This window comes from Streptomyces sp. G45 (assembly GCF_049542095.1).
Lineage (GTDB): Bacteria > Actinomycetota > Actinomycetes > Streptomycetales > Streptomycetaceae > Streptomyces.
On sequence record NZ_JBMUZU010000001.1, the window covers coordinates 5694287 to 5720630 of the forward strand.

Sequence of the window (26344 nt, forward strand, 5' to 3'; positions counted from 1 at the left end):
GGATGTCCTTCGGTAGCGTGATGGTGCGAGCGTAGGGACTTCACGTGGGCTGCGGGAGACGGCGCTCGGCGCACTCGGCGGCAGCCGGGCACACCGGGTCCCGGTCCCTCACACGAACTCGGTCGGGATCACCGCCTCCCCGCGCGACAGCTGGGTCGCCGACAGCGGCAGCCGCTCCCGTGCGGCGGCGTGCCGCTCCCGCACGGTGTCCAGCGGCTCCCGGGCGACGACCTCGCCGCCCCTGACCAGCTCGACGTGCAGCTGCCGGTCGGCCAGGTCGGCGGGGACGGGCCCGGTGCCGACGACCTCGGCCTCGGCGACGCCGTGCTCGTCGAGGCGGCGCGCGGCCCACTTGCGCCCGCCGACGGAGTACTTGCCGCCGAGGGACTTCTTCGCGACGGGTTCGAGCGGCGCCCCGGGGTCGGCGGAGCGGGCGCGGGCCACCAGCTTGTACACCATGGAGCAGGTCGGGTGCCCGGAGCCGGTGACGAGCTGGGTGCCCACGCCGTACGCGTCCACGGGCGCCGCCGCCAGCGAGGCGATGGCGTACTCGTCCAGGTCGGAGGTGACCACGATCTTGGTGTGGGTGGCGCCCAGCTCGTCCAGCTCCTTGCGCACCCGGTGGGCGACCAGGAGCAGGTCGCCGGAGTCGATGCGCACGGCGCCCAGCTCGGGCCCGGCGATCTCCACGGCCATCCGGACGGCGTCGCCCACGTCGTAGGTGTCGACGAGGAGGGTGGTGCCGCGGCCCAGGACGTCCACCTGCGCCTGGAAGGCGTCGCGCTCGCTGTCGTGCACCAGGGTGAAGGCGTGCGCGGAGGTGCCGACGGTCGGGATGCCGTAGCGGAACCCGGCGGCCAGGTTCGAGGTGGTGGTGAAGCCGCCGACGTACGCGGCCCGGGACGCGGCCACGGCGGCCAGCTCGTGCGTGCGGCGCGCGCCCATCTCGATCAGCGGCCGGTCGCCCGCGGCGGAGGCCATGCGGGACGCGGCGGCGGCGATCGCCGAGTCGTGGTTGAGGATCGACAGGACCACGGTCTCCAGGAGCACGCACTCCGCGAAGCTGCCCTCGACGCGCAGGACCGGCGAGCCGGGGAAGTACACCTCGCCCTCGGGATAGCCCCAGATGTCCCCGCTGAAGCGGTAGGACGCCAGCCACTGGAGCGTTGGCTCGTCGACCACGCCCCGCTCGCGCAGGAAGTCGAGGACGCCGGAGTCGAAGCGGAAGTTCTCGACGGCGTCCAGGACCCGGCCGGTCCCGGCCACCACGCCGTAGCGGCGGCCCTCGGGCAGTCGGCGCGTGAAGACCTCGAACACGGAGCGGCGGTGCGCGGCGCCCGACTTGAGGGTGCCTTGGAGCATCGTCAACTCGTAGTGATCCGTGAAGAGCGCGGTCGACGGCACGTCCACCGGCAGCCCCAGGTCACGCTCCCCAGAGTTCCCAGAGTTCATGGGACGGATGCTACCCCGCATCTCGTCACTCTGACGATTTCGGGGGTCCGTTTGTGCGGCAGGCCCTCGCGGGTGGCAGCATGGGACAAGTGAGTAGCGCGGCTCCCGTAGAGATCACCCGCCCGGACGCGAGCGAAGAGGCCTTCGCGGTCCCCGAGCCGGACGTCCCCTGGATCACCCTCGTGCACAACGATCCGGTCAATTTGATGAGCTACGTGACCTATGTCTTCCAGACGTACTTCGGTTACTCCAAGGACAAGGCCACCAAGCTGATGCTCGACGTGCACCACAAGGGCCGGGCCGTGGTCTCCACCGGCACCCGCGAGGAGATGGAGCGCGACGTGCAGGCGATGCACGGGTACGGACTGTGGGCCACCCTTCAGCAGGACCGGAAGTAGCGACGCGACTGATGCCAGGACACTTTGAACCCATTCCGGGTGGCGGCGCGGCCGTCGCGCTCGACGAGGTCGAGATCTCGATCATCCGCTCGCTCGCGGTGCAGCTCCTGGAGCTGATCGGGCCGGGGGAGGAGGCCGCGGACGGCGAGAGCGACCCGCTGGCCGAACTGTTCGCCGAGGGCCCGAGCGAGCCGCCCGCCGACCCGGTGCTCAGGCGGCTGCTCCCCGACGCCTACGGCGGCCCCGGAAGCGAGGCGGGTGACGAGGAGGAACTGCGGGCGTATTCCGCCGAGTTCCGCCGCTTCACCGAGAACGACCTGCGGGCCCGCAAGCGGGACGACGCCCTCGCGGTCATCCGCTCCCTGGACGCCCTGACGGTCGCCGGGGAGGGCGGCGCGGTCCTGAAGCTGTCCGGCGACGAGTCGCGGCACTGGCTCGGCGCGCTCAACGACCTGCGGCTCGCGATCGGCACCCGGCTCGACGTGACCGACGAGGACGACACCGAGGTGCTGTACCGCCTGCCGGACTCCGACCCGCGCAAGCCGATGGTGATGGCCTACCTGTGGCTGGGCGGCCTCCAGGAGACCCTGGTGGAGACGCTCCTCGCGTGAGGATCCGGCCGGTGCGCCGTGGCTGCCGCCCGGGATCCCGTCGGTGCCTCAGGGCCGCGGTGCGATCCGGCCGGTGCGCCCCCGGGCCGCGTGAGGATCAGGCGGGGGCGCGTGACGGTTTCCCGGGGGTCGTGTGACGCCGCTTTGAAGATCGAGAACGTTCGCTCAACGGACGCTCAAATCCGCATAACGATCGGGTCACCTCGTTGCCCCGCTCTGGAGGAGAATTCTCCTTTTGTCCGCTTCTCCCTGTGATGTGGGTCACCTCTGGCTCATTCGATCACTGTGACGGTCGTGATAAATGTTCACGACCACTCGGTGACGCCACCCATGTTCACCGAGGGCGCCAGGGGCCGACAGACCGTCGGCGGCACTCCATCACCATCCGGGGGATCACGACCTGGTCCGCGCGACACCGCAGTTCGCGGCGCGGATCAGCATGGAGAAAGGCGTCAGCATGACCTCAGCGCAGGTCGAAGAGCACCACGACGGCAATGAGGCCGCGGCGGCCGGAACGGGTACGTCCGGCGACAGCGAGGGATATCAGCGCGGGCTCGGCGCCCGGCAGATCCAGATGATCGCGATCGGCGGTGCCATCGGCACCGGCCTGTTCCTCGGTGCGGGCAAGGCCATCCACAAGGCCGGGCCCAGCCTCATCCTCGCCTACGCCATCGCGGGCCTCGTGATCTTCTTCATCATGCGGGCGCTCGGTGAGCTCCTCATGTACCGGCCCGTCTCGGGCTCGTTCTCCGAGTACGCGCGCGAGTTCGTCGGCCCCTTCTTCGGGTTCGTCACCGGCTGGACGTACTGGCTCTTCTGGGTCGTCACCGGCATCACCGAAGTCACCGCGGCCGCCCAGTACATGCAGTACTGGACCCATAAGTCCGTGCCGCAATGGGTGTTCGCCCTGATCTTCACCGTCGTCCTCTACGGCGCCAACCTGATCTCCGTGAAGCTCTTCGGCGAGCTGGAGTTCTGGTTCTCCATGGTCAAGGTCACCGCCATCATCGGCATGATCCTGATCTGCGCCGGAATCCTCACCATCGGCTTCTCCGACGCCGGTGACTCCGCCTCCGTGACGCACCTGTGGGACAACGGCGGCTTCTTCCCCAACGGCATCGGCAACACGCTGATGACCCTCCAGATCGTGATGTTCGCCTTCCTCGCCGTGGAGCTGGTCGGCGTCACCGCGGGCGAGTCCAAGGACCCGAAGAAGACCCTGCCCAAGGCGATCAACACCGTGCCGTGGCGCATCGCCGTCTTCTACGTCGGCGCCCTGATCATGATCCTCTCGGTCGTGCCGTGGACGCACTTCCAGCCCGGCGTCTCGCCGTTCGTCGCCGCCTTCGAGAAGATGGGCCTCGGCATCGGCGCCGCGATCGTGAACTTCGTGGTCCTCACCGCCGCCCTGTCCTCCTGCAACTCCGGCATGTACTCCACCGGCCGCATGCTGCGCGACCTCGCGCTCAACGGCCAGGGCCCGACGTTCTTCACCAAGCTCACCAAGAACGGCCTGCCGCTCGTCGGCACCACCTTCTCCGCCGCGCTGATGCTCGTCGGCGTGTGGATCAACTACCAGTGGCCCGGCGAGGCGTTCAACTACGTCGTCTCCTTCGCCACCATCTCCGGCATGTGGGCCTGGATCATGATCCTGGTCTCCCAGATCAACTACCGCCGCAAGGCCGAGCGCGGCATCCTGCCGCAGTCCACCTTCCGCGCCCCCGGAGCCCCGTACACCAGCTGGTTCGCGCTCGCCTTCATCGGCATGGTCATCGTGATGATGGGCATCGACAAGGACGCGCGGATCTCCCTGTACTGCGCCCCGATCTGGGCCGCCCTGCTGTGCGTGTCCTACCTGGTGCTCAAGAGCCGCAACCCGGAGGCCGCCGCCTTCAAGAAGCGGGCGCACGGGGGCGCTGCCGCTGTGCCTGGGGCCAAGGACTGACCTCTGCGTCTCGCCGGATCCGCGGGCCGTCCGTGGCTGGGCGCGCCCGCGCGGCGGAGCCGCCGATGGACACCGCCCCGCGCCCCTTCGGGCGCTGTCGTACCGCCGAGACGCAATATCCACGATATGGGCCGTCGCGTACCACATGCTGGTACGCGGCGGCCCCTTCGCATGTCCGTGCTGCTTATCCTGGCCCACATGCTGACCATCACCCAGGCCCTGCGCGACCAGATCGTCGCGCACGCCCGTGAGGACCACCCCGACGAGGCGTGCGGCGTCGTCGCGGGCCCGGCGGGCAGTGACCGCCCCGAGCGGTTCATCCCGATGCTGAACGCGGCCCGCTCACCCACGTTCTACGAGTTCGACTCGACCGACCTGCTCAAGCTGTACCGCGAGCTGGACGACCGCGACGAGGAACCGGTCGTCATCTACCACTCGCACACCGCCACGGAGGCCTACCCCTCCCGCACCGACATCAGCTACGCCAACGAGCCGGGCGCCCACTACGTCCTGGTCTCCACCGCCGACACCGACGGCCTCGGCCCCTTCCAGTTCCGCTCGTTCCGCATCGTGGACGGCGAGGTCACCGAAGAAGAGGTCAAGGTCGTCCAGGCATACTGAAGCCGACCTCAGAGGCGGCAGGACCCAGGAAGCCGGTGCGAATCCGGCGCGGTCCCGCCACTGTGACCGGCACACCCGTGCCGGAAGCCAGGAACTGCCCTGCCGCCTCCTCCCACCACACTCAGGGGACGCGGAAATCCCCTGGAGGAGGCCCGCACCACCATGCGCACCCGCGTGCTGCTCACCACGGCGGCGATCCTGCTGCCGCTCACCGCCTGCTCGGCCACCCCGGAACCCGACGCCAAGTCCGCACCCCGGTCCGCCGGATTCCCGTACACCGTCACCAACTGCGGTGTGAAGACGACGTACAAGGCGCCCCCCGAGCGCGCCGTCACCATGAACCAGCACGCCACGGAGGTCCTCCTGGAGCTGGGCCTGGAGGACCGCCTCGCCGGGACCGCCTACCTCGACGACAAGGTCCTGCCGAAGTACGCGAAGGCCTACGCGTCCCGCCCGGTGCTCGCCAAGGAGTACCCCTCCTACGAGAAGCTCCTCGCCGCCAACCCCGACTTCGTGTACGGCGGTTACCCGAGCGCCTTCGCCGCCGGTGACGGCCGCTCCCGCGAGGCCCTCGCCAAGTCCGGCATCAACAGCCGCCTGAACATCGAGGGCTGCGCGAAGAAGCCGGTCACCATGGCCGACGTCTACCGCGAGGTCCGCGAGGCGGGCGCCACGTTCGGCGTCCGCGACCGCGCCGAGAAGTGGGTGCGCGCCGCCAGGGCCGAACTGGCCCGCACCGCCGAGAAGGCCAAGGGCAAGCGGAAGGCGTCCGTCTTCGTCTACGACAGCGGCGACAAGACCGCGTTCACCGCGGGCGGCCGCGGCATCGGCAACGACATCATCGAGCGCGCGGGCGGCCGCAACGTCATGGCCGACCTCGACAAGTCCTTCGCCGACGCCTCCTGGGAGACGGTCGTGGACCGCCGCCCCGAGGTCATCCTGATCTACGACTACGGCGCCACCACGGTCGCCCAGAAGAAGAAGCGCCTCCTGACCGACCCCGCCCTCAAGGACGTCCCCGCCATCAGGAACAAGCGCTTCGCGGTCCTGCCGCTGTCGGACGTGGTGCTGGGGGTGAGGGCGCCAGGGGCCGTGGAGAAGCTGGCGGAGCAACTGCCGTGACCCGCACCGACAAGCCTGCCCCGGCAGAGATCAAGCCTGTCCGGCGTTTGAGGACGAGCGCGAAGCGCGATGAGCGGGGCCCCGGGGCGGCAGCCCCCGGTTCGGGAAGGGGCGGGCCTGGGGGCCACCCGGCAGGGCCGCCTACGCCACCCTCATGGCCGCCCTCACCCTCGCCCTCGCGGCCGCGGGCACCGCCGCGCTGGCCTACGGCTCCGTCAGCATCCCGCCCGCCGACGTCGTCGACATCCTCACGGGCAGGGCGCGGGAGCCGTCCCCGTACCGCACGATCATCCTGGACGTCCGCCTCCCCAGGGTCCTGCTCGGCGCGGCCGTCGGCGCGGGCCTCGCCGTGATCGGCACCACCCTTCAGGCCCTGGTCCGCAACCCGCTGGCCGACCCGTTCCTGCTCGGCGTCTCCTCGGGCGCCTCCGCGGGCGCCGTCGCGGTGATCGTCCTGGGGGTGGGCGCGGGCCTGGCCACCACGGTGACCATCCCGGCGGCGGCCTTCGTCGGCGCGTTCCTCGCGCTGCTCGTGGTGTACGTGCTCGCCCGGGAACCGGGCGGCGGCTTCACCACCGGCCGCCTGGTCCTCGCGGGCGTCGCCGTCTCGTACGTCCTGTCCGCCCTGACCAGCCTCATCCTGGTGGTGTCGGCCCGCGCCGACCACCTCAAGGAGGTCATGTACTGGACGCTCGGCGGGCTCGGCAGCGCCCGCTGGGACATGCTCGCGCTGCCGCTGACCGTGCTCGCGGTGGGCACGGCCCTGCTGATCGCCCTGGCCCGCCCGCTCGACCTGCTGCTCGTCGGCGAGGAGGGCGCCACCGTCCTCGGCCTGGACACGGCCCGGTTCCGCGCGGGCGCCTTCGCGCTGGCCTCCCTGGTGACCGGTGTCCTCGTCGCGCACAGCGGGGCCATCGGCTTCGTCGGCCTGATGGTGCCGCACGCGGCCCGCATGCTGGTCGGCTCCGGGCACCGGGCGCTGCTCCCGGTGGCCGCGCTGATGGGGGCGGTGTTCCTGGTCCTCGCCGACCTCGCGGCGCGCACGGTGGCGGCGCCGCAGGACGTGCCGGTGGGCGTGCTCACCGCGCTCACCGGGGGGCCGTTCTTCCTGTGGCAGCTGCGGCGGAGCAAGGCGCGCGAGGGGGTGACGTCATGACGGCGCCGGACGACGTGCCGGAGGCGGTGGCGCCCGCGCCGCCGGGCGCGGTGCTGCGCACCGACGACCTCGCCTACGACACCCCCTCGGGCCGCCGCCTCGTCGACGGCGTCTCACTGGCCGTCTCCGCAGGCGAGACGGTGGGCCTGGTCGGCCCCAACGGCAGCGGCAAGACGACGCTGCTGCGCTGCGTGTACGGGACGCTGCGGCCCACGGCGGGCCGGGTGCTGCTCGACGGGGCGGACCTCGCGGCGGCCGGGGCCAAGGCGCGGGCCCGCCGGATCGCCACCGTCCCGCAGGACGGGCAGACCGGCTTCGACCTCACCGTCCGGCAGATCGTCGCCATGGGCCGCTCCCCGCACAAGCGCTTCTGGGAGGCGGACACGGCCGCCGACCGCGCCCTGGTCGACGCCGCCCTGGAACGCGTGGGCGCCGACGGCCTGGTCGACCGCCCCTTCGGGCAGCTGTCCGGCGGTGAGCGCCAACGGGCGCTGCTCGCCCGCGCGTTGGTGCAGGAACCGGACGTGCTCGTCCTCGATGAGCCGACCAACCACCTGGACATCCGCTACCAGTTGGAGATCCTCGGCCTGGTCCGGGCCCTCGGCACGGCCAACCTGCTGGCCCTGCACGACCTGACGCTCGCCGCGTACTACTGCGACCGCCTGTACGTCCTGGACGGCGGCCGCGCCGTGGCCTGCGGCCCACCGGAGGAGGTCCTCACCGCCGAGCTGCTCGTGGAGGTCTACGGGGTGCGGGCCGAGGTGGCGGTCCACCCCACCACGGGCGCCCCGACGGTCACGTACCTGCCGTCGGCGGGCGCCTGAGCGGGGCGGACGCTGTGGGCGGGCCCGCGGCGAGGCGCCCGACGGGGGCAGCGGCCCGGAGGCGACGGTGTACTGCCCGGGAATGGTGACGCCGGCGCGGAAAGCGTCACGTGCGCGCGGCTGGATGTCCGGCCCCCGGCGGATTGGCCAGCGGCGTCCGGGACGGGACGAGGGCGGGCCGTGCGGCGGGGCACCGCCGGTCCGCTGAGGGCGCCCCCGCCAGTGTCCGGGTGGCGAACGCGATCCGTCCGGTATGCGAGATCACATTCCGGAGCCCGGACCGGGAATCGTTACGATGAGCGCATGGTTTCGAACGACGTGAGCATCGACACGACGCCGGGCGCACTGCTCGTCGGCAGGCTGCACGTCGACCTGTGCCGTCTCGCCAGCGCGATCTGTCGGCGCTGACGGGCGCCGCCGCGCGGCAGCGCCGCCGTACGCCTCCCGCGCCCCGGGGTGCCGCACGCCCGGCTCCGGGCGCCCCGCACCGCCCGCACCACCCGGCCGTACCCCGGGGCCGCCCCGGACCGCGCCCGTACCCGACGCCAACCCCTTCCGACAGGAGCCCAACGCCATGGCCATCGAGGTCCGCATCCCGACCATCCTCCGCACCTACACCGGCGGCGAGAAGGCCGTCGAGGGCAACGGCGACACCATCGCCGCCCTCTTCGCCGACCTTGAGACCCGGCACGCGGGCATCCAGGACCGCCTCGTCGACAAGGACAAGGGCAACGAGCTGCGCCGCTTCGTGAACGTGTACCTGAACGACGAGGACGTCCGCTTCCTGGAGGGCGTCGCCACCAAGCTCTCCGACGGCGACAGCGTCACGATCCTGCCCGCGGTCGCGGGCGGCATGAGCTGACCGCTCATGCGCTACGACTCCCCGCTCGCGGCCGTCGGCAACACGCCGCTGGTCCGCCTCCCGCGCCTGTCGCCGTCCGCCGACGTCCGCGTCTGGGCCAAGCTGGAGGACCGCAACCCCACCGGCTCCGTCAAGGACCGCCCCGCGCTCCACATGGTGGAACAGGCGGAGAAGGACGGCCGGTTGACCCCCGGCTGCACCATCCTCGAACCCACCTCCGGCAACACCGGCATCTCCCTCGCGATGGCGGCCCGCCTCAAGGGCTACCGCATCGTGTGCGTCATGCCGGAGAACACCTCGCGGGAGCGGCGCGACCTGCTCACCATGTGGGGCGCGGAGATCATCTCGTCGCCCGCGGCGGGGGGCTCCAACACGGCCGTGCGCGTCGCGAAGGAACTGGCGGCCGAGCACCCCGACTGGGTGATGCTCTACCAGTACGGCAACGCGGACAACGCGGGCGCCCACTACGCCACCACCGGCCCCGAGATCCTCGCCGACCTGCCCTCCATCACGCACTTCGTGGCCGGGCTCGGCACCACCGGCACCCTCATGGGCGTCGGGCGCTACCTGCGCGAGCACAAGCCCGACGTGAGGATCGTCGCCGCGGAGCCGCGGTACGACGACCTCGTCTACGGCCTGCGCAACCTCGACGAGGGCTTCGTGCCCGAGCTGTACGACGCCTCCGTGCTCACCACCCGCTTCTCCGTCGGCTCCGCCGACGCGGTGACCCGCACGCGTGAACTCCTCAAGGAGGAGGGGATCTTCGCCGGGGTCTCCACCGGCGCCGCCCTCCACGCGGCGATCGGCGTCGGCCGCAAGGCCCTCAAGGCGGGCGAGTCCGCCGACATCGTCTTCGTCGTCGCCGACGGCGGCTGGAAGTACCTGTCCACGGGCCTGTACACGGCACCGACGACGGAGGAGGCCATCGCGACGGTCCAGGGCCAACTCTGGGCATAGCCCTCGCGGGGAGGCGCCCAGACCCGCCCCTTCCCGAAACCATGGGGCCAGCCCCCTGGCACCCCCGTTCATCGCCGCTTCGCGGCTCGTCCTCAAACGCCGGACGGGCTTAAACTCCGCCGCAACCGGCAGAACTCAGCCCGAGCCGCGAAGATCCAGCCCGTCCGGCGTTTGAGGACGAGGCGCGGAGCGCCGAAAAGCGGGGTGCCAGGGGCAGCCGCCCCTGGTTCGGGAAGGGGCGGGTCTGGGGCGCCCCCGCGACGGCTAACCCCCGAGGTGCCGCACCTGGTCCCACACCGCCGGGTCCACCACCCCGCCGCGCCGCCGGAAGTCCCCCAGGGCCCGCTCCCGCACCACGCCCGGCTCAACGAAGCGGGCCCGCCCCCGCACGTCCCCCACGGCCCCCGGCGGCAGGGCGATCACCCCGGCCCGCCCGTCGTGGTACCGCGTACTGATCCCCGCGACGACCACCCGGTCCCCCCGCACGGACAGCACCAGGAACGGCCGCTCCACCCCGCCGCCCCCGGCGTCCCGCACCCACCAGATCTCCCCGCCCCGAGGCTCCGCCCCGCCAGGGGCAGCCCGCCGCGCCCGCCGCGAGGCGCCCCGCGGGGAGCGCCCCCAGCCGTCCACCACCGTGACGACGAGCGCGAGCACGACGACGGCGGCGAGGGCGAGCCACCAGGACGTGTCCATGGCACCGACGGTACCGGCGCGCCCCTCAGCCCGCCGCCCGCGCGGCCGCCCGCAGCGCGCCGAGGACGACCGGCGCGTCCGCCCGGTCGAGGACGACGAGGACCGTCGCACCGCCGTCGCGGCACTCGATGACCACGGTGTCGTACGTGCCGCCGCCCGCGAGCAGCGGCCAGTCGTCGGGCCGCGGCGCCCGCACCCCGACCACGCTCAGAGTCGGCGGCAGCGGCCTGCGGGCGACGCGCCCGTCCGGGTCGGGCGTGACGGCGGGCGGCCCGTCCCCGACGACCAGGTGGTCGAAGCCCTCCGCACCGTACGGGCCGTACGACGCGTCCCCGAGGACGGCCGCGCGCACGCACCGCCGCCCGTCGGGCACCACCGGGACGATGTCGCCGGTGTCAACGGCCCGCCGCTGCCGCCGCCGCAGCAACCCCGCGCACAGCGCCGTCAGCGCCGCCACCGGGAGCACCGCGAGGGCCGTGACCAGCAGGGACTCGCCCACCCCCGGGCTGACCTGAGCCGCGACGAAGCCGACGCAGCCGAGCAGCGCCCCGCCCACGATCCCCACGGCGAGCTGCCAGGGGCTGGCGTGCGCGGCGGTGGCGTAGCGCCGCCGCGACCACCAGGCCGTACCGAGGAAGCCCAGCGCGATGGGCCCCGTCCCGAGGCCGACGCCCAGCGGCAGCCGCCAGTCGCCGACCGGTGAGGCCGCGGTCTCCTCGACGGCCGTCCCGAACCGCACCCGGCGGACCTCCCCGCGCCACGACGTCAGCGCCACCCGGTCCCCGGCGCGCACCACGTCGTACAGCGTCGAGCCGGACATCCGCACGCGCCGCACCGCCCCGCCGTCCCGCTCGGCGACCCGCAGCCAGTACCGCGTGTCGCGGCCCCGCGACCGCTCGTCCCTGCCCCGGACGGTCGCGGACACCGTCGTCGTACACCCCTGCGACCGCGCCCCGGGCGCACAGGCGGGCGCCGAGACGTAGGCCCGCTCCCGGGCGAGCGCGTCCGGCACGGCGGCGGAGAAGAAGCCGGACACCAGCAGCAGCGCCACCGCGAGGCCCGCCGTCACCAGCGAGGCCCGCCGCCCGGCCGCCGTCGCCGCCCGCCCCGCCATCCCCAGCACCCCCACACCCCTCAGGGGCCCGAGCCGAAACCTTCCCTCCCATTCTCCCCCGGGGCCCCACCGGGGCCCCGCCCCCGACGGCCCCCCGAACCGGTGACACCCCAGGTGAGTTCGCCCACAACGGCCCACGACGGAGGAGCGTGCCGTGCTTTCGCGCCTTACGCTCGACGGACCGCACGCCCCCGTTTCCCCCGACCGCCAGCGCGGAGGTTCCAGCTATATGAAGCTCACCGTCGTCGGCTGCTCGGGGTCGTTTCCGTCCGCGGACTCGGCCTGTTCGAGCTACCTCGTCGAGGCCGACGGCTTCCGGCTGCTGCTCGACATGGGCAACGGCGCCCTGGGCGAGCTGCAGCGCCACATCGGTCTGTACGACCTCGACGCGATCTTCCTCAGCCATCTGCACGCCGACCACTGCATCGACATGTGCGCGTACTTCGTGGCCCGCTACTACCGCCACGAGGGCGGCCGCTGCGCGCCCATCCCGGTGTACGGGCCCGAGGGCACCGAGCAGCGCCTGACCACGGCGTACGCCGACACGCCGTCCGCGTCGTCGATGAGCGAGGTCTTCGACTTCCACACGGTCAAGCCGGGCGCCTTCGACATCGGCCCGTTCTCGGTGCGGACCGAGAAGGTGTGCCACCCGGTGGAGGCGTACGGGGTGCGCGTGGAGCACGGCGGGGCGTCGCTGACGTACTCCGGGGACACCGGCCCGTGCGAGGCGCTCGACGAACTCGCCGCGGGCTGCGGCCTGTTCCTGTGCGAGGCCGCGTTCACACACGGCAAGGAGAACATCCCGGACCTGCACCTCAACGGCCGCGAGGCGGGCGAGTCCGCCCGCCGCGCCGGAGTGGGCCGCCTGGTCCTCACGCACATCCCGCCGTGGACGGACGCCGAGGTCAATCTGGCCGACGCCCGGGAGGCCTTCGCGGGACCCGTGGAGCTGGCGGCGCCCGGAGCGACGTACGAGGTCTGAGCCGCGGCCCCGCCGATCCGGCGTATCGATACGCCAGGGGCGGCCCGGCACGGCGAAGGCCCCGGAACCACGCGGTTCCGGGGCCTTCGCCGTGGCTGGCCGAGGGCTACGCCTTGGTCAGGTCCTCGATCTCCTCCTCGGGCTCGCGGCCCGGGGTCGGGATGTTGAACTTGACGATCGCGAAGCGGAAGACCACGTAGTAGACGGCCGCGAACGCCAGGCCGATCGGGATGATCAGCCAGGGCTTCTCCGCGAACTTCCAGTTCAGTACGTAGTCGATGGCACCGGCGGAGAAGGTGAAGCCGTGGTGCACGCCGAGCGCCCAGGTGACCGTCATCGCGACGGCCGTGAGGATCGCGTGGATCACGTACAGCGCCGGGGCGATGAACATGAACGCGAACTCGATCGGCTCGGTGATGCCGGTGACGAACGAGGTCAGCGCGAGGGACATCATCATGCCGCCGACGACCTTGCGGCGCTCGGGGCGGGCCGCGTGGGTGATGGCGAGCGCCACGGCGGGCAGCGCGAACATCATGATCGGGAAGAAGCCCGACATGAACTGGCCCGCGGTCGGGTCGCCGTGCATGAAGCGCTGGATGTCGCCGTGCCAGACGGCACCGGCGGAGTCCGTGAAGGAGCCGATCTCCTGCCAGGCGACGGTGTTCACGAACTGGTGCATGCCGACCGGGAGCAGCGCGCGGTTGACCACGCCGAAGATGCCCGCGCCGATGGAGCCGAGGCCGGTCATCCACTCGCCGAAGCTGGTGATGGCGTCGCCGACCGGGCCCCAGCACAGGCCGAAGAAGACGCCCATGCCGGTGCCGATGAAGGCCATGATGATCGGCACCAGACGGCGGCCGTTGAAGAAGCCGAGCCAGTCCACCAGCTTGGTGCGGTGGAACTTCTGCCAGACCACGGCGGATATCAGGCCCATGATGATGCCGCCGAAGACCTTGGGGTCGTTGTACGTGGCGGCGATGTCGGCACCCTTGGTGATCTTCGCCTCGGTCACCGGGAACGCCTTGAGGACGTTCGTGTAGACCAGGAAGCCGACGAGCGCGGCGAGGGCCGTGGAGCCGTCCGCCTTCTTCGCGAAGCCGATGGCGACGCCGATGCAGAACAGCAGCGGCATGTTGGCGAAGACCGCGTCACCGGCGTTGGCGAACACCGTGGCGACCTTGCCCCAGCCCAGGCCGTCCGCGCCGAACACGTCGGGCTGGCCGAGGCGGAGCAGGATGCCCGCGGCGGGCAGCACGGCGATGGGCAGCTGAAGGCTGCGGCCGACCTTCTGCAAGCCCTGCAACAGGCCGGAGCCCCGCTTCTTCGCGGGGGCCGCCTTGGCGGTGGCCGTACTCATGACTTCCTCCATGTGCGGGTGCTGTCAGGGGACAGTTCGGGGGTGCGACAGCAGCCAAGTGGTCTACACCACTCAGTGGTGTAGACCTGTTGTAACACGGTGAAGGCGACATAAGGAACCCGCCATTCCTGTGGGCTCGGCCATAGCCCCGCGAACGCGGCGAAAGGCCCCCGGACCGCAGGGTCCGAGGGCCTTGTAGAGGGTACCGTCCGGCTCTTCCGCTTCCGCCCCGCAGGCCGGGGCGAAACCGCCTAGGCCTTGGTCTGCTCGGCGTCCAACGCCTGTGCCTCCTCTTCCGGTTCACGCCCCGGCGTGGGCAGGTCGAAGCGCTGGATGACGAACCGGAACAACGCGTAGTAGACGACGGCGAAAACCAGCCCGATGGGGATGATCAGCCAGGGCTTGGTGGCCAGGCTCCAGTTGATGACGTAGTCGATCAGGCCCGCCGAGAAGCTGAAGCCGTCCTTGACCCCGAGCGCCCACGTCACCGCCATCGAGACACCGGTGAGCACCGCGTGGATCGCGTACAGGGCGGGCGCGATGAACAGGAACGAGTACTCGATCGGCTCGGTGATGCCGGTGACGAACGACGTCAGGCCGACCGAGAGCATCATGCCGCCGACCACCTTGCGGCGCTCGGGGCGGGCCGCGTGCGTGATCGCGAGGGCGGCGGCCGGGAGCGCGAACATCATGATCGGGAAGAAGCCGCTGGTGAACTGGCCCGCCGACGGGTCCCCGGCGAGGAACCGGTTGATGTCGCCGTGGACGACCGTGCCGTCCGCCTTGGTGTAGTCGCCGAACTGGAACCAGACGAACGTGTTCAGGAACTGGTGCAGGCCCACCGTGAGCAGCGCGCGGTTGGCCACGCCGAAGATCCCCGAGCCCAGCCAGCCGAGGTCGACCAGCCACTTGGAGAAGCTGGTCAGCCCGTCGCCGATCGGCGGCCAGACCCACACGCACAGGCCCGCGAAGACCAGGCCGACGAACGACATGATGATCGGCACCAGGCGGCGGCCGTTGAAGAAGCCCAGCCAGTCGACAAGGCGCACCCGGTGGTAGCGCTGCCAGAACCAGGCCGCGAGCAGGCCCATCACGATGCCGCCGAACACTCCCGGGTTCTGGTACGCGGCCTGCGTCGGCGCCCCCTCCCCGGTCACGCACACCCCGCTCCACATCCCGGCGCCCGCGAAGTCCGCGCCCGCGGGGCAGTCGTCGGGGAACGCGCGCAGGACGGCGTAGTAGACGAGGAAGCCCGCGACCGCCGCGAGCGCCGTGGAGCCGTCCGCCTTCTTGGCCATGCCGATGGCGACGCCGATGCAGAACAGCAGGGGCAGGCCGAGCGAGGAGTCGAGCAGGGCGCCGCCCGCGGCGGCGAACACCTTCGCGACGTTCGTCCAGCCGAGGCCGTCGTCGCCGAAGACGTCCGGCTGGCCCAGCCGGTTCAGGATGCCCGCGGCGGGCAGCACGGCGATGGGCAGCTGAAGGCTGCGGCCCATCTTCTGGAGGCCCTGGAAGAGGCCGTTCCACCTCTTCTTCCGTGGGGCCGCGGCGGCGTCGGAACTCATCGGCGTTCCTCCTGGAACCCGCCGGTTTGGCGGTCGTTGAAAACTGGTGTAGACCAGTTGCGGACGGGTGTGCGGCACCGCCCCCACGAGGGGCGACACCTTGATCGTCATGATGGGGTGCGGCCGCCGTGACCGCCCGCGAAGATGGGCCAACCGTGCGTTACCGTGACAAAGCGGACCTACGGTGTTGAGGCCGCGTCCTTTCACAGCAGGGAGAAAGCAATGGCCAGCAAGGCTGAGAAGATCGTCGCCGGGCTCGGCGGCCTCGACAACATCGAAGAGGTCGAAGGCTGCATCACCCGCCTCCGCACCGAGGTCAACGACCCGGACCTGGTCGACGAGGCCGCCCTGAAGGCCGCGGGCGCGCACGGCGTGGTGAAGATGGGCACGGCCATCCAGGTCGTCATCGGCACCGACGCGGACCCCATCGCGGCCGAAATCGAAGACATGATGTGAGACCGGCCCCACCGGTCTGAGAAGGCCCCGCTCCACCCGACCGGAACGGGGCCTTCGCACATGCGCGGAAGAAAGCGCGCCAGGGGGAGAAAAGCCCGCCGCACGTACGCGGCGATGCCCGCCAGGGCACGGGGGCCCGCGCGGGAGAAAAGCCCGTCCGGCGCTTGAGGACGAGCGCGCAGCGCGACGAAACCCGCACCAGGGCAGCCCCCTACGCACCGGCTAGGCTCAACGCCATGTCCCGATTCGATGGCCGTACCCCCGATCAGCTCCGCCCCGTCACCCTTGACCGCGGCTGGAGCAAGCACGCCGAAGGCTCCGTCCTCGTCTCCTTCGGCGACACCAAGGTCTTCTGCACGGCCTCCGTCACCGAGGGCGTCCCCCGCTGGCGCAAGGGCACCGGCGAAGGCTGGGTCACCGCCGAGTACTCCATGCTGCCCCGCTCCACCAACACCCGCGGCGACCGCGAATCCGTCCGCGGCAAGATCGGCGGCCGCACCCACGAGATCTCCCGCCTCATCGGCCGCTCCCTGCGCGCCGTCGTCGACTACAAGGCCCTCGGCGAGAACACCATCGTCCTCGACTGCGACGTCCTCCAGGCCGACGGCGGCACCCGCACCGCCGCCATCACCGGCGCCTACGTCGCCCTCGCCGACGCCGTCACCTGGGCCCAGGGCAAGAAGCTCATCAAGGCGGGCCGCAAGCCCCTCACCGGCACCGTCAGCGCCGTCTCCGTCGGCATCGTCGACGGCGTACCCCTCCTCGACCTCGCCTACGAAGAGGACGTCAAGGCCGACACCGACATGAACGTCGTCTGCACCGGCGACGGCCGCTTCGTCGAGGTCCAGGGCACCGCCGAGGCCACCCCCTTCGCCCGCGACGAACTGAACGCGCTCCTCGACCTCGCCGTCGGCGGCTGCGCCCAGCTCACCGCGCTCCAGTGCGAAGCACTCGAAGCGGCCAAGTAACGAACGGACACGGCCAGTTCGGTCCCTCCCCGGCACCCCCGAGGCAACCCTTGCGGCAAACCCCGGCGTTCTCAGGGGTATGAGGCGTGCGGGCACAGCCGCGTGCCCGCCACCGCGTAACGGGAGGGACCCATCCATGGCCGTGCGTCACCGGCGCATCACCGTCGCCGTCACCACCGCTCTCCTAGCCGTCCCGGCGACACTCGGCCTCGTGGCCTGCGACCCCAAGGACGCCGTCGACTGCGTCCAGGCCGCCGACGCCGTGTCGGACGGCGCCGACGCGCTGCGGAGGGCCGCCCAGGACGCCGTCCTCTACCCCGACCGGAAGTCCGAGAAGCGCTTCGACAAGATCCGCGACGACCTCGACGACATCCGCCGGGACCACGAGGACGACGAGGACATCCGCGAAGCCGTCGACGAGATGCAGAAGGCCGTCGACAACGTCGAGAAAGCCGTCGACGACGGCGACGAGACCCCCGACCTCAGCCCCGTCGTCGACGCGGCCCGCAAGGTCACCAAGGCCTGCACCTGACCCGCCCCGGGCGGGTCACGGCCCGGCGACCAGGTCCCGCCGACGGGACGGATACTGGTGCCATGACCCGCCTGATCCTCGCCACCCGCAACACCGGCAAGCTCACCGAACTCCGCGCGATCCTCGCCGACGCCGGACTCGACCACGAACTCGTCGGCGCCGACGCCTTCCCCGAGGTCCCCGACGTCAAGGAGACCGGCGTCACCTTCGCCGAGAACGCCCTGCTCAAGGCCCACGCCCTCGCCCAGGCCACCGGCCTGCCCGCCGTCGCCGACGACTCCGGCCTCTGCGTCGACGTCCTCGGCGGCGCCCCCGGCATCTTCTCCGCCCGCTGGTCCGGACGCCACGGCGACGACAAGGCCAACCTCGACCTGCTGCTCGCCCAGCTCGGCGACATCGCCGACGAGCACCGCGGCGCCCACTTCTTCTGCGCCGCCGCCCTCGCCCTCCCCGACGGCACCGAACGCGTCGTCGAGGGCCGCCTCCTCGGCACCCTCCGCCACGCCCCCTCCGGCACGGGCGGCTTCGGCTACGACCCGATCCTCCAGCCGGAGGGCGACACGCGCACGTGCGCCGAGCTCACACCGGAGGAGAAGAACGCGATCAGCCACCGAGGCAAGGCGTTCAGGGCGCTGGTGCCGGTGGTGCGGGAGCTGCTGGGCTAACAGAAATGGCCTGCGAATCGATCCTTCGATTCGCAGGCCATCCATGTGCGGCGGGAGGGATTCGAACCCTCAAGCCCGATCAAGGGCCACAGATCCTAAGTCTGCTGTGTCGCCATTGCACCACCGCCGCGGGCGCTAGCCATGGTACCGGTCAGCCCCTCGCTCGCGACCGCTGGCCTCCTCTGCACCACGTACTGGTGATCGCGTGGCAGTTGGGACACAGCAACCGCAGATTCTCGCGCCGGTCGTCGCTCCAGTCGCCGTTGATGTGGTCGATCTCCAGGGTCATGGGCTTGCCGTTCCATTCGGGTGGGGTCCCGCACCTGTCGCACTCTTCGGGGACGCCGACCTCGCGCAGGGCCCGACGGAGTAGGTAGCTCTCGGCTCGGCGACGGCCGCCGTGCTTGACCAGGATGGCCCCAGCCGTCTTCCTCGGGGTGGTGCCTGGCTTGCCCCGTTGGTGCGCCTGACCGAGGAAGTGGGACGTGTCTATTCGTTCCTCAGCGATCCAATCGCGCAGCATGCTCCGCTGCGCCTGGTTGTTCGGTCGCTCCAGGAACCGAAGCGTCCCGGCGATGGACTCGGACTCCGCTACGGCTTTGCGGAGAGTGGCCGCCTCGGGCCGTGTGTGCAGCCTGGTGCGGCGCTTCCAGAGACGCAGGTGCGTTACGTCGATTCCGAAGTGGCGGAACCGTTTGAACAGGTAGCTGCGGAGGTTCCGGTCAGGGCGTTTCCCCAGGAACGCGATGACGTCGTCGATGGACGAACAGTTCTCGGCCGCTTCCGCGAGCAGCTCTCGCGTGTAGCGGACTGGCGGCTCGTTCATGACCGCCTTCCCTTGCCACGCCCCCGGTACGTATCTGTGGTGGAGTGACAGTTTGGGCAGAGCAGCCGCAGATTCTCGATCCGGTTGTCGCGCCAATCGCCGTCGACGTGGTCGACCTCAAGCGGCAGTGGTTCACCCAGCCACTCCGGCCCGATTCCGCACAGCGCGCACTGCTCGACAACACCGAGTTCTGTCATGGCTCGCTTGAGTCGAGTGTTGGGCACACGCCTGGCAGGGGCGACGATCAGGATCTCCGTAGGGGTGCGCCTCCTGCGGATATCCGGGACCATTTCGGACCGAGCCTGCTTGCCGAAATGTGATGTGTCGATCCCATACGCCTTGATGCGGCGGCTGATGTGCGTGTGATAGCCACCCACAATTCCGATACCCAGATACCGCAGCACATCATTCACGCTCTGCGAAGCCGCCACCGCGGGCTCCAATATCTCCCGCGTCCAGCGCTCGCCGTTCTCCCGCACGAAGTGCGAGGTATCCACGCCCAGCTTTTTCATCCGCGCCCGGATGTACCCGCGGCTCGGCCCCTTCGGATCCACCCCCAACTTTCCCAACGCCTCCGACAGCGTCCCGGAAGACGCCGCCGCCTCGGCCAGCCGTTCCCGTGTGTACGGGCTTGCCCCCATCCGGTTCCCTCCGATTCCGGCCACTCGTTCGTGGTCTCGTACGGAGTAACGAACCGACTATCGGACAGTCACGCGCGGGCCGAGGCGGGATCAGGAGCGGGCGGAGGGTCAGATGCCCAGATCGCGGATGATCTTGGCTACGTGGCCGGTGGCCTTGACGTTGTAGAAGGCGTGCTCGACCTTGCCGTGCTCGTCGACGACGACCGTGGAGCGGATGACGCCCGTCACCGTCTTGCCGTACAGCTTCTTCTCGCCGAAGGCGCCGTACGCCTCCAGGGTCTCCTTGGACGGGTCGCCGACCAGGGTGACCTTCAGGTTCTCCTTCTCGCGGAACTTCGCGAGCTTCTCCGGCTTGTCGGGGGAGACGCCGATCACGTCGTAGCCCGCGGCCGCGAGCACGTCCAGGTTGTCGGTGAAGTCGCAGGCCTGCTTGGTGCAGCCGGGCGTGAGGGCGGCCGGGTAGAAGTACACGATCACCTTGCGGCCCTGGTGGTCCGCGAGGGAGACCTCCTTGCCGTCGGCGTCCGGCAGGGTGAAGGCCGGGGCGGTGTCGCCGGGCTTCAGTCGCTCGCTCATTCTCGGTCTCCTCGCACGTGCGTGGGCGAAACGGTGTGGTGACGGAGTCGAGCGTAATGGGGGTGCTGTGGGGTGCGGTGCGGTGGAAGCTGACAGACTGTGGACGACCACGTACTGGAACACACCCACGGAGGCCCCGCGGTGTCGGATGCGGATGCCAGGACCCCTGCGCAGATCGAGGCGGACATCAAGCGCCGGCGCGAGCAGCTCGCCGAGACCCTGGACGAGATCGGGGTGCGGGTCCACCCCAAGACGATCGTCGGCGACGCCAAGGCGAAGGTCGCGTCGAGTGTGGACCGGTCGCTCGGACGGGCCTACGTGAGCGCGAACCGCTTCGTCTCCGACGTGCGCGGCCAGCTCGTCGCGGAGGACGGTGCCCCGCGCCTGGAGCGGATCGTGCCGGTGGCGCTCGTGGTCGTGGGCCTCGTCGGGCTCCTCGCGGTCGGTTCCAAGCGCCGCAAGGGCTGACCCGGGGGCGTACAGGGCGCGCGCGGGCAGGTAGGTTCGGGGCGTGAGCGCCAAGACACATGAATCCAGCACCCACGACGACAAGCTGCCGATCCGGATGCTGCACGACCGCGTGCTCGTGCGCCAGGACACCAGCGAGGGCGAGCGGCGTTCCGGCGGCGGCATCCTGATTCCGGCCACCGCGGCCGTCGGGCGCCGCCTGGCCTGGGCCGAGGTGGTCGCCGTGGGGCAGAACGTGCGCACGGTCGAGCCGGGCGACCGGGTGCTGTACGACCCGGAGGACCGGGCCGAGGTCGAGGTGCGGGGCACGGCGTACGTGCTGATGCGCGAGCGCGACCTGCACGCGGTGGCCGCGGACCGCTTCGAGGGCTCGGAGGACTCCACGGGCCTGTACCTGTAGCGAGAGGCCGCCGGGCGCGGCGTACGAAGGGCTGGTGACCGGTGTCACCAGCCCTTTCGGCTGCCCTTTGCTACCGTGGAGGCACCCGACGAGACGCGCCGTACCGGGATCCGCAAAGACGACGCACCCCCTGAAGTCACGTTTTCCGGAGGTGCCGTCATGGCCTGGGTCCTGCTCATCGTCGCCGGTCTGCTCGAGGTCGGCTGGTCGATCGGCATGAAGTTCACCGAGGGGTTCACCCGCTTGTGGCCGAGTGTCTTCACCGGCGCGGGCATCGTCGCGAGCATGGTCCTGCTGTCGTACGCGGCCAAGTCGCTGCCGATCGGTACGGCGTACGGGGTGTGGGTGGGCATCGGCGCGGCCGGTGCCGCCGTGGTCGGCATGCTGGCCCTGGGGGAGCCCGCCACCGCGGGCCGGATCTTCTTCGTGTGTCTGCTGCTCGTGTCGGTGGTCGGCCTGAAGGCGACCAGCGGCCACTGACGCCGCCCACGAGCGCCGGACGCGACGGAACCCCGCGCCCCTGAGGGGGTGCGGGGTTCCGTTCTCGGTTCGCGTCCGTGTACGCCGTGCGTCAGTCTCCGCGGCCGCGTCCGCCCGGGCCGGTGGTCAGACCGCCGAGGGCGCCCTGGGCGGCGCCGCCGGTGTCCGTGGCGCCGCCGTCCCCGGTGCCGCCGCCGTCGGCCGTGCCGCCGGTGTCCGTGGCGCCGCCGTCGGTGGCGCCGCCGTCCGTGGCGCCGCCCTGGTCGCCGCCACCGCCGGTCTGGCCGCCCTGGTCGCCGCCGCCACCCGTCTGGCCGCCCTGGTCGCCACCGCCGCCGGTCTGGCCGCCCTGGTCGCCGCCGCCGGTCTGGCCGCCGTCCGTGGCGCCGCCGTCGGTCTGGCCGCCGGTGTCCTCGTCGCCGCCGGTCGCGCCGTCGGTGGCGGTGTCGTCCTCGTCCGGTTCCTCGGCCGACTGCGACGGGTCCGGGGCGACCGGCTCGTCCGCGCCGGGCTCGATCTCCAGGTCGAACTCCCTGACCGGCTTGCCCTTCAGGGCGTCCCGGGTGAACTGCGCCCACACCTTGGCGGGGTAGCCGCCGCCGTTGATGCGGGTCTCGCCGAGCGCCCCGTACAGCGGTGTCTGCGCCGCCGTCACCGGGTCCTGGCCCATCACCGCGACGACGGTGGCGAGGTCCGGGGTGTAGCCCGCGAACCAGGCCGCCTTGTCGTTCTCCGCCGTACCGGTCTTGCCCGCCGCCGGGCGGCCCGCGGCGAGCGCCTCGCGGCCGGTGCCGGACTGCACCACGCTCTGGAGGATCGACGTCGTGGTGTCGGCGGCCTCGCGGCTCACCGCCGTGGACGTCTTGCGCTGCGGCAGGGCGATGTCCTGGCCGTCCTTGCTGACCTTCTCGACCAGCGTGTACGTGCCGTGCCTGCCGTGGTTGGCGAGCGTCGCGTACGCCTGGGTCATGTCCAGGACGGACGCCGTGGACGGGCCGAGCGCGATCGACGGGGACGCGGTCAGGTCGGGGGTCTTCTCCGGGACGCCGAGCGCGACCGCGGTCTCCTTGACCTTGTCCGAGCCGACGTCGACGGCCATCTGCGCGTACACGGAGTTCACGGACTTGTCCGTGGCCTCGCGGACGGTGATGTCGCCGTACTGGACGTCGTCCTCGTTGGCGGGTGCGTACGTGCCGCCGTCCCAGCCCTGGACCGGGCGGCGGTTGTTGCCGTCGTACACCGTGTTCGGCGTGATCGGGCTGCCGCTCTGCGTGGTCGAGCCGTTCTCCACCGCCGCGGTGAACACGAACGGCTTGAAGGTCGAGCCGACCTGGTAGTCGCGGCGGGTCGCGTTGTTCACGAACTGCTTGGTGTAGTCGATGCCGCCGTACATCGCGACGACCTTGCCGGTCTTCGGGTCCACGGAGGCGCCGCCGACGCGGACGTTCTTGTCGACCTTTCGGGCCTTCTTGTCGACCTTCGACATCACCTGCTCGTCGACGGCCTTCACGAAGGCGTCCTGCTTCGGCTTCTGGAGCGTGGTGGTGATGCGGTAGCCGCCCTTGCTGAGGGCGTCCTCGTCGACGATGCGGTTCTCGATGAGGTAGTCCTCGACGGCCTTCACGACGTAGCCGCGCTGGCCGGACAGGTTCGGCGCGCCCTTGGCCTGCTGGGGCATCGGGAACTTGGTCTTGTCGCGGTCGGCCTGGTCCAGCCAGCCCTCCTTGACCATGCCGTCCAGGACGTAGTTCCAGCGGGCCACGGCGCGGGGCTTGTTCTCCGGGTGGGTGGCCACGTCGTAGGCGTTGGGGGAGTTCACCAGGGTCGCCAGGTAGGCGCCCTCGGCGACGCTCAGGTCCTCGACGTCCTTGCTGTAGTACGCCTGGGCGGCGGCCTGCACGCCGTACGCGCTGCGGCCGAAGTAGCTGGTGTTCAGATAGCCCTGGAGGATGTCGTCCTTGCTGACCTCGCGGTCCAGCTTGATCGCGATGAAGAACTCCTTCGCCTTGCGGGAGATCGTCTGCTCCTGCGCCAGGTAGTAGTTCTTCACGTACTGCTGGGTGATCGTCGAGCCGGACTGCTTGCCCTTGCCGGTGACCGTGTTGAAGGCGGCGCGGAGCATCGCCTTCGGGTCGACGGCGGACTCGCTGTAGAAGTCCCGGTCCTCGGCGGCGAGCACGGCGTGCTGGACGTGCTTGGGGACCTTCGACAGGGGGACGTTCTCGCGGTTGACCTCGCCGTCGCGGGCGATCTCCGAGCCGTCGGCGTACAGGTAGACGTTGCTCTGCTTGGTCGCCATGGCGTTGGCGGGCGGGATGTTCACGAGGAAGTAGCCCGTCATGAACGCGCCCACGCAGAGCAGGATCAGCAGGATGAAGGTGCCGAGCACCATCCGCCACGTGGGGATGAGCCGCCGCCAGCCCTTGCGCTTGGGGCGCTTGCCCTTCTTCTTGCCCTTGCCCTTGCCGCCGTCCGCCGGTGTGCCGGTGCCCTCGCCCGGGCCTTCGGGGCCCTCGGGCTCGCGGGGGGCCCAGCCCTGGGGCTTGCCGCCGCCGGGGCCGCCGCCGCTTGGGCCGCCGGGGCCGTCTGCGGAGACCGCGCGGAGCTGCTGGGTGCCCTGATCGCCGTGCGCGGCCGCGGCACCGGCCGCACCGGCCGCCGCTCCGGCGCCCGCCGCGCGCCGCTGGCCGCCGCCGGGGGCTCCGGGGCGGTCGGTGACGGGGCGGATCTGCTGGGTGGCGGGGTCGGTGGGGGAGCCGTGCGGCTGACCGCCGCGCGGCTGGCCGCCGGGCTGGGGGTGCGACCCTGCTGGGCGCCATGCTGCTGGCCGCCGTGCTGCTGGGCGCCGTGGGGCGGCTTGCCCGCGCCGGGGCGCCCCTGACCCGTACGGGGCTTCTCGGGGCCCGCAGCGGGCGTCTCGTGGCCCTTCACGGGGCGGATCTGCTGGGTCGCGGGGTCGGTGGGCGCGGCTGGGGTGCGGGCGGGGCCTGTGGGGCCGGGAGTGCCGGGGGTGTCGTTGGGGCGTGCGGGGCCGCCGGGCGTGCCGGGGCCGTCGTTGGGTCGGCGGCCACCGTGCTGTCCGGGGCCACCGTGCTGTCCGGGGCGGCCAGGAGGGGTTCCCGGTCGGCCGGTGTTGCCCGGCCCGCCGGTGCTGCCCGGCCCGCCAGGGCGTGCGGGGCCGCCGGAGTCCCCCGAGCCCCTGGAGCCGCCGGAGGCACCCTGGCCGCCGGAACCCTGGGAGCTGCCGGAACCCCGGGAGCCGTCGGAACCCCGGGAGCCGTCGGAAGCCCCCCGGCCGTCAGGCCCGCCCGGTCCGCCCGGCGCACCAGCGGCGCCCCGGGTGCCCGAGCCGCCCGCAGGGCCCCCGCCCCCCTGGGGGGACCCAGGAGTTCCGGGGCGCTCGGCCGCGCGTTCGCGCCCGTCGCCAGGGGCGCCGGGCGCGCCGGGGCACCGGTGCCGTGGGGGCCGCCGGGCCTGCCGCTGGCGCCGGACGGCGCCCCCGCGGGGCCGTCGGGGCGGGGCGTGGGCCCCTCGGCGGACCCGCGCCCGGGGCCACGCTGCGGCTCGTCGCTGCTCATGTCTCGCGGAACTCCCAGTTCGCGTCGTACATCTCGTACGCCTCATACATCCACTGCGCCTCGTACGACCCATTGCACACCGTCCCGGCGGGCCCTGATGACCAGGCACGCGCCGCACGGCGAAAATGCCTGGCACCCACGGCCCCGATCGCATTAGGCTCCTGCGCTTCGGTCCGCGCCGTGCCCTGAACGGGACGAGGCTCTCTGAGAGGGATGTCCGTGAGAACAGGACGGTTCCGCTTGTACGCGGCCGTCGCCGGAGGAAGCTTCCGGAGATTCGCTACGTACCGGATGGCGACCCTGGCGGGTGTCTTCACCAACACTGTGTTCGGGGTGATCCTTACCTACACCTACATTGCCCTGTGGGACGAGAGGCCCGGACTAGGAGGATACGACCAGGCGGAGGCCCTCACGTACGTGTGGCTCGGCCAGGCCCTCCTGATGGCGGTCGCGGCGATGGGCGGCGGCTTCGAGGACGAGCTGATGGAGCGCATCCGCACGGGCGACGTCGCCATCGACCTGTACCGGCCCGCCGACCTCCAGGCGTGGTGGCTCGCCGCTGACCTGGGCCGCTCGGCGTTCCACCTGGTGGCGCGGGGTGCGGTTCCCATGCTGGTGGGCGGGCTCTGCTTCGAACTCGCCGTGCCCGGGGACCCGTTGCGGTGGCTGGCCGCGCTGGTCGCGGTGCTGCTCGGGGTGGTGGTGAGCTTCGCGCTGCGCTTCCTGGTGGCGCTGAGCGCCTTCTGGCTCCTGGACGGGGCGGGTGTGGCGCAGATCGCATGGCTGGCGAGCATGTTCTTCTCCGGGATGCTGCTGCCGCTGAACGTGTTCCCCGGCGCCCTCGGCGAGATCGCCCGCGCGCTGCCCTGGTCGGCGCTGCTCCAGGTGCCCGCGGACGTGTTCCTGGGCAAGCACACGGGCGCCGGTCTGCTGGGGATCTACGTGTTCCAGGCCGGGTGGGCGGCGGTGCTGCTGGCGGCCGGGCGGCTGCTCCAGGCCGTGGCGACCCGCCGGGTGGTGGTCCAGGGTGGCTGACCTCACGCGGGAGCGCCCGGAAGAGACCGCGGCGCCGTGTGCCCCGACGCCCGTACG

28 protein-coding genes, 1 tRNA gene and 2 riboswitches are annotated in these 26344 nt (G+C 71.6%); of the genes, 19 read left to right on the forward strand and 10 right to left on the reverse strand.

Annotated elements, in window-relative coordinates; genetic code table 11:
* Positions 1-108 precede the first annotated feature (108 nt).
* Complete coding sequence (locus ACOBQU_RS23950; RefSeq protein ID WP_423629392.1) at positions 109-1452, reverse strand: nicotinate phosphoribosyltransferase; 1344 nt, start codon at positions 1450-1452, stop codon at positions 109-111.
* An 80-nt stretch (positions 1453-1532) separates the two neighbouring features.
* On the opposite strand from ACOBQU_RS23950, the gene clpS reads away from it, so the two are divergent.
* From clpS to ACOBQU_RS24000, 10 genes are all read left to right on the forward strand, one after another.
* On the forward strand, positions 1533-1850 hold the full coding sequence (clpS, locus tag ACOBQU_RS23955) for an ATP-dependent Clp protease adapter ClpS (RefSeq protein WP_423629394.1): 318 nt from the start codon (positions 1533-1535) through the stop codon (positions 1848-1850).
* 11 nt (positions 1851-1861) lie between these two features.
* The gene (locus ACOBQU_RS23960) at positions 1862-2461 is read left to right on the forward strand and encodes a DUF2017 domain-containing protein (RefSeq protein WP_423629396.1); all 600 of its coding nucleotides are present in this window, start codon (positions 1862-1864) and stop codon (positions 2459-2461) included.
* 457 nt (positions 2462-2918) lie between these two features.
* On the forward strand, positions 2919-4406 hold the full coding sequence (locus ACOBQU_RS23965) for an amino acid permease (protein ID WP_423629398.1): 1488 nt from the start codon (positions 2919-2921) through the stop codon (positions 4404-4406).
* Positions 4407-4604: 198 nt separating this feature from the next.
* Entirely contained in the window at positions 4605-5027 is a 423-nt protein-coding gene (locus ACOBQU_RS23970) for a Mov34/MPN/PAD-1 family protein (protein ID WP_423629399.1), read from the forward strand.
* Positions 5028-5029: 2 nt separating this feature from the next.
* Positions 5030-5144: riboswitch (cobalamin riboswitch) on the forward strand.
* A 45-nt stretch (positions 5145-5189) separates the two neighbouring features.
* Complete coding sequence (locus ACOBQU_RS23975; RefSeq protein WP_423629401.1) at positions 5190-6149, forward strand: ABC transporter substrate-binding protein; 960 nt, start codon at positions 5190-5192, stop codon at positions 6147-6149.
* 154 nt (positions 6150-6303) lie between these two features.
* A complete protein-coding gene (locus ACOBQU_RS23980; protein WP_423629403.1) occupies positions 6304-7305 on the forward strand; it encodes a FecCD family ABC transporter permease in 1002 nt (333 codons plus the stop codon).
* Complete coding sequence (locus tag ACOBQU_RS23985; protein WP_423629405.1) at positions 7302-8129, forward strand: ABC transporter ATP-binding protein; 828 nt, start codon at positions 7302-7304, stop codon at positions 8127-8129. Before ACOBQU_RS23980 ends, ACOBQU_RS23985 begins: the two co-directional genes overlap by 4 nt.
* Positions 8130-8432: 303 nt before the next feature.
* Complete coding sequence (locus ACOBQU_RS23990; protein ID WP_318783814.1) at positions 8433-8537, forward strand: putative leader peptide; 105 nt, start codon at positions 8433-8435, stop codon at positions 8535-8537.
* Positions 8538-8703: 166 nt separating this feature from the next.
* Entirely contained in the window at positions 8704-8991 is a 288-nt protein-coding gene (locus ACOBQU_RS23995) for a MoaD/ThiS family protein (protein WP_423629407.1), read from the forward strand.
* 6 nt (positions 8992-8997) lie between these two features.
* On the forward strand, positions 8998-9948 hold the full coding sequence (locus ACOBQU_RS24000) for a PLP-dependent cysteine synthase family protein (protein ID WP_423629409.1): 951 nt from the start codon (positions 8998-9000) through the stop codon (positions 9946-9948).
* Positions 9949-10212: 264 nt separating this feature from the next.
* Here ACOBQU_RS24000 and ACOBQU_RS24005 read toward each other — a convergent pair whose 3' ends face one another.
* Together ACOBQU_RS24005 and ACOBQU_RS24010 are read right to left on the reverse strand one after the other, a co-directional pair.
* The gene (locus ACOBQU_RS24005) at positions 10213-10644 is read right to left on the reverse strand and encodes a type II toxin-antitoxin system PemK/MazF family toxin (RefSeq protein ID WP_423629411.1); all 432 of its coding nucleotides are present in this window, start codon (positions 10642-10644) and stop codon (positions 10213-10215) included.
* A gap of 25 nt (positions 10645-10669) precedes the next feature.
* Positions 10670-11773: a hypothetical protein gene (locus tag ACOBQU_RS24010; protein WP_423629413.1), complete on the reverse strand. Its 1104-nt coding sequence runs from the start codon at positions 11771-11773 to the stop codon at positions 10670-10672.
* Between the two features lie 214 nt (positions 11774-11987).
* On the opposite strand from ACOBQU_RS24010, the gene ACOBQU_RS24015 reads away from it, so the two are divergent.
* Entirely contained in the window at positions 11988-12740 is a 753-nt protein-coding gene (locus ACOBQU_RS24015) for an MBL fold metallo-hydrolase (protein WP_423634677.1), read from the forward strand.
* 106 nt (positions 12741-12846) lie between these two features.
* Here the strand turns inward: ACOBQU_RS24015 and ACOBQU_RS24020 are convergent, their stop codons facing one another.
* On the reverse strand, positions 12847-14097 hold the full coding sequence (locus tag ACOBQU_RS24020) for a PTS transporter subunit EIIC (protein ID WP_423629414.1): 1251 nt from the start codon (positions 14095-14097) through the stop codon (positions 12847-12849).
* Between the two features lie 251 nt (positions 14098-14348).
* Positions 14349-15662, reverse strand: a complete 1314-nt coding sequence (locus ACOBQU_RS24025) for a PTS transporter subunit EIIC (protein WP_423629416.1) — start codon at positions 15660-15662, stop codon at positions 14349-14351.
* Positions 15663-15806: 144 nt separating this feature from the next.
* Between ACOBQU_RS24025 and ACOBQU_RS24030 the strand changes: the two genes are divergently transcribed.
* The 4 genes from ACOBQU_RS24030 to rdgB all read left to right on the forward strand — a co-directional run bounded on the left by ACOBQU_RS24030 (position 15807) and on the right by rdgB (position 18283).
* Positions 15807-16118 (forward strand): glucose PTS transporter subunit EIIB, encoded by a 312-nt coding sequence (locus ACOBQU_RS24030; RefSeq protein ID WP_423629417.1) that lies wholly within the window; start codon positions 15807-15809, stop codon positions 16116-16118.
* A gap of 236 nt (positions 16119-16354) precedes the next feature.
* Positions 16355-17086 carry a ribonuclease PH gene (gene rph, locus ACOBQU_RS24035; RefSeq protein WP_423629419.1) on the forward strand — a complete coding sequence of 244 codons (732 nt, stop codon included), beginning with the start codon at positions 16355-16357 and terminating at the stop codon, positions 17084-17086.
* 136 nt (positions 17087-17222) lie between these two features.
* Positions 17223-17618 (forward strand): hypothetical protein, encoded by a 396-nt coding sequence (locus tag ACOBQU_RS24040; protein WP_423629421.1) that lies wholly within the window; start codon positions 17223-17225, stop codon positions 17616-17618.
* 62 nt (positions 17619-17680) lie between these two features.
* A complete protein-coding gene (rdgB, locus tag ACOBQU_RS24045; RefSeq protein WP_423629423.1) occupies positions 17681-18283 on the forward strand; it encodes an RdgB/HAM1 family non-canonical purine NTP pyrophosphatase in 603 nt (200 codons plus the stop codon).
* A gap of 46 nt (positions 18284-18329) precedes the next feature.
* Here rdgB and ACOBQU_RS24050 read toward each other — a convergent pair.
* From ACOBQU_RS24050 to bcp, 4 genes are all read right to left on the reverse strand, one after another.
* Positions 18330-18413, reverse strand: a tRNA-Leu gene (locus tag ACOBQU_RS24050).
* A gap of 21 nt (positions 18414-18434) precedes the next feature.
* Complete coding sequence (locus tag ACOBQU_RS24055) at positions 18435-19109, reverse strand: HNH endonuclease (protein WP_423629425.1); 675 nt, start codon at positions 19107-19109, stop codon at positions 18435-18437.
* On the reverse strand, positions 19106-19750 hold the full coding sequence (locus tag ACOBQU_RS24060; RefSeq protein ID WP_423634678.1) for an HNH endonuclease signature motif containing protein: 645 nt from the start codon (positions 19748-19750) through the stop codon (positions 19106-19108). The genes ACOBQU_RS24055 and ACOBQU_RS24060 overlap by 4 nt, the downstream gene beginning before the upstream one ends.
* Before the next feature lie 108 nt (positions 19751-19858).
* A complete protein-coding gene (gene bcp / locus ACOBQU_RS24065; RefSeq protein ID WP_423629427.1) occupies positions 19859-20326 on the reverse strand; it encodes a thioredoxin-dependent thiol peroxidase in 468 nt (155 codons plus the stop codon).
* A gap of 141 nt (positions 20327-20467) precedes the next feature.
* Here bcp and ACOBQU_RS24070 point away from each other — a divergent pair, with 141 nt between their 5' ends.
* From ACOBQU_RS24070 to ACOBQU_RS24080, 3 genes are all read left to right on the forward strand, one after another.
* On the forward strand, positions 20468-20794 hold the full coding sequence (locus ACOBQU_RS24070) for a DUF3618 domain-containing protein (protein WP_423629429.1): 327 nt from the start codon (positions 20468-20470) through the stop codon (positions 20792-20794).
* 43 nt (positions 20795-20837) lie between these two features.
* Positions 20838-21194, forward strand: a complete 357-nt coding sequence (locus ACOBQU_RS24075) for a GroES family chaperonin (protein ID WP_423629431.1) — start codon at positions 20838-20840, stop codon at positions 21192-21194.
* A 59-nt stretch (positions 21195-21253) separates the two neighbouring features.
* A riboswitch (guanidine-III (ykkC-III) riboswitch) is annotated at positions 21254-21322 on the forward strand.
* Positions 21323-21353: 31 nt separating this feature from the next.
* Positions 21354-21674 (forward strand): DMT family transporter, encoded by a 321-nt coding sequence (locus ACOBQU_RS24080; protein ID WP_423629433.1) that lies wholly within the window; start codon positions 21354-21356, stop codon positions 21672-21674.
* Between the two features lie 91 nt (positions 21675-21765).
* Here ACOBQU_RS24080 and ACOBQU_RS24085 read toward each other — a convergent pair whose 3' ends face one another.
* Positions 21766-24066 (reverse strand): transglycosylase domain-containing protein, encoded by a 2301-nt coding sequence (locus tag ACOBQU_RS24085; protein ID WP_423629435.1) that lies wholly within the window; start codon positions 24064-24066, stop codon positions 21766-21768.
* A 1399-nt stretch (positions 24067-25465) separates the two neighbouring features.
* On the opposite strand from ACOBQU_RS24085, the gene ACOBQU_RS24090 reads away from it, so the two are divergent.
* Entirely contained in the window at positions 25466-26287 is an 822-nt protein-coding gene (locus ACOBQU_RS24090; RefSeq protein WP_423629437.1) for an ABC transporter permease, read from the forward strand.
* Positions 26288-26344: the final 57 nt, after the last annotated feature.

Coding starts and splice junctions, on each gene's coding strand:
- rph (WP_423629419.1), top strand. CDS start 16,355: ATGTCCCGATTCGATGGCCGTACCCCCGATCAGCTCCGCCCCGTCACC.
- ACOBQU_RS24040 (WP_423629421.1), top strand. CDS start 17,223: ATGGCCGTGCGTCACCGGCGCATCACCGTCGCCGTCACCACCGCTCTC.
- ACOBQU_RS23975 (WP_423629401.1), top strand. CDS start 5,190: ATGCGCACCCGCGTGCTGCTCACCACGGCGGCGATCCTGCTGCCGCTC.
- ACOBQU_RS24080 (WP_423629433.1), top strand. CDS start 21,354: ATGGCCTGGGTCCTGCTCATCGTCGCCGGTCTGCTCGAGGTCGGCTGG.
- ACOBQU_RS24015 (WP_423634677.1), top strand. CDS start 11,988: ATGAAGCTCACCGTCGTCGGCTGCTCGGGGTCGTTTCCGTCCGCGGAC.
- ACOBQU_RS24005 (WP_423629411.1), bottom strand. CDS start 10,644: ATGGACACGTCCTGGTGGCTCGCCCTCGCCGCCGTCGTCGTGCTCGCG.
- ACOBQU_RS23990 (WP_318783814.1), top strand. CDS start 8,433: ATGGTTTCGAACGACGTGAGCATCGACACGACGCCGGGCGCACTGCTC.
- ACOBQU_RS24030 (WP_423629417.1), top strand. CDS start 15,807: ATGGGCCAACCGTGCGTTACCGTGACAAAGCGGACCTACGGTGTTGAG.
- ACOBQU_RS24020 (WP_423629414.1), bottom strand. CDS start 14,097: ATGAGTACGGCCACCGCCAAGGCGGCCCCCGCGAAGAAGCGGGGCTCC.
- ACOBQU_RS24085 (WP_423629435.1), bottom strand. CDS start 24,066: ATGGTGCTCGGCACCTTCATCCTGCTGATCCTGCTCTGCGTGGGCGCG.
- ACOBQU_RS23970 (WP_423629399.1), top strand. CDS start 4,605: ATGCTGACCATCACCCAGGCCCTGCGCGACCAGATCGTCGCGCACGCC.
- ACOBQU_RS23950 (WP_423629392.1), bottom strand. CDS start 1,452: ATGAACTCTGGGAACTCTGGGGAGCGTGACCTGGGGCTGCCGGTGGAC.
- ACOBQU_RS24055 (WP_423629425.1), bottom strand. CDS start 19,109: ATGAACGAGCCGCCAGTCCGCTACACGCGAGAGCTGCTCGCGGAAGCG.
- ACOBQU_RS23965 (WP_423629398.1), top strand. CDS start 2,919: ATGACCTCAGCGCAGGTCGAAGAGCACCACGACGGCAATGAGGCCGCG.
- rdgB (WP_423629423.1), top strand. CDS start 17,681: ATGACCCGCCTGATCCTCGCCACCCGCAACACCGGCAAGCTCACCGAA.
- ACOBQU_RS23960 (WP_423629396.1), top strand. CDS start 1,862: ATGCCAGGACACTTTGAACCCATTCCGGGTGGCGGCGCGGCCGTCGCG.
- ACOBQU_RS23985 (WP_423629405.1), top strand. CDS start 7,302: ATGACGGCGCCGGACGACGTGCCGGAGGCGGTGGCGCCCGCGCCGCCG.
- ACOBQU_RS24025 (WP_423629416.1), bottom strand. CDS start 15,662: ATGAGTTCCGACGCCGCCGCGGCCCCACGGAAGAAGAGGTGGAACGGC.
- ACOBQU_RS24000 (WP_423629409.1), top strand. CDS start 8,998: ATGCGCTACGACTCCCCGCTCGCGGCCGTCGGCAACACGCCGCTGGTC.
- ACOBQU_RS24060 (WP_423634678.1), bottom strand. CDS start 19,750: ATGGGGGCAAGCCCGTACACACGGGAACGGCTGGCCGAGGCGGCGGCG.
- bcp (WP_423629427.1), bottom strand. CDS start 20,326: ATGAGCGAGCGACTGAAGCCCGGCGACACCGCCCCGGCCTTCACCCTG.
- ACOBQU_RS23980 (WP_423629403.1), top strand. CDS start 6,304: ATGGCCGCCCTCACCCTCGCCCTCGCGGCCGCGGGCACCGCCGCGCTG.
- clpS (WP_423629394.1), top strand. CDS start 1,533: ATGGGACAAGTGAGTAGCGCGGCTCCCGTAGAGATCACCCGCCCGGAC.
- ACOBQU_RS23995 (WP_423629407.1), top strand. CDS start 8,704: ATGGCCATCGAGGTCCGCATCCCGACCATCCTCCGCACCTACACCGGC.
- ACOBQU_RS24090 (WP_423629437.1), top strand. CDS start 25,466: ATGTCCGTGAGAACAGGACGGTTCCGCTTGTACGCGGCCGTCGCCGGA.